The organism is Vibrio sp. Vb1554, assembly GCF_033344235.1.
This window is the reverse complement of the sequence record NZ_JAWPOJ010000503.1, coordinates 1-1005: the sequence shown is the minus strand read 5'-3', so window position 1 is coordinate 1005 and position 1005 is coordinate 1. Positions and strand designations below refer to the sequence as shown.

Sequence of the window (1005 nt, the reverse complement as noted above, 5' to 3'; positions counted from 1 at the left end):
AACACCATGTACGTACAACAACAGACTCAACAAAAGAAGGTTAAGGTTCAATGATGACGAAAACGAATATTTTGTTGGTTGAGCCGAACGAACACCTTGCTCAACCTGTACTGGATGTGCTGAAGAATGCCGGTTACACCGCAAAGCACACACGTACAGGGCGAAGCGCACTGTTAGAAGAGCGCGCAAGCATCACGTTAGTGAGCTCTACGCTACCGGATATGTGCGTACGTGAGTTTGTTGCGTGTCACCAGAAGCAGCGTAATGCTGGCGTTGTGATTGCGATTGTGGATCAAGAACAAGGCATTTTGGCGGCAGAGACTATGAAGTCGGGTGCGACCGATTACTTGCTGCGTCCGTTTGAAGCGAATCAGCTCATCAATGTGCTAAAGCGCGTTGAAGCTCTTGGCAAACCAATGGCAAACATTGTGGCTGAGTCGTGGCGCAGTAAGCAGGTACTTCAATTGGCGCACCGTGCAGCGTGTACGAACGCGAGTGTGTTGATCACGGGTGAGTCTGGTACAGGTAAAGAGGTGCTAGCTCGATATGTACACGAACACTCTCCTCGCATTAATGGCCCATTTGTTGCAGTGAACTGTGCCGCGATTCCTGAATCGATGCTAGAAGCGGTGCTTTTTGGTCATGTGAAAGGCGCGTTTACTGGCGCGACGAATTCGCAAAGCGGTAAGTTTGAAGAAGCAAACGGCGGCACGATTTTGTTAGATGAAATCGGTGAAATGTCTCCTGCAGTCCAAGCCAAACTTTTGCGCGTACTTCAAGAGCGAGAAGTGGAACGTGTGGGCAGTCACAAAGCCATCAAGCTTGATATTCGAGTGATTGCAGCAACCAACAAAGATTTACGAGAAGAAGTGCAAAAAGGCACCTTCCGTGAAGATCTTTACTACCGATTGGATGTGTTGCCATTGCATTGGCCACCACTTCGCGAAAGAAAAGAAGACATTTTACCGATCAGCCAATTCTTTGTTGAAAAATATCAAGATAGCA

Annotated in this window: 1 protein-coding gene; it reads left to right on the top strand. The window is 48.0% G+C overall.

Annotation, left to right across the window (positions count from 1 at the left end; all coding sequences use genetic code 11):
• Positions 1 to 53: 53 nt before the first annotated feature.
• Positions 54 to 1005: sigma-54 dependent transcriptional regulator (locus R8N28_RS27365; RefSeq protein WP_318183937.1), on the top strand; the 952-nt coding region annotated here is incomplete at its 3' end.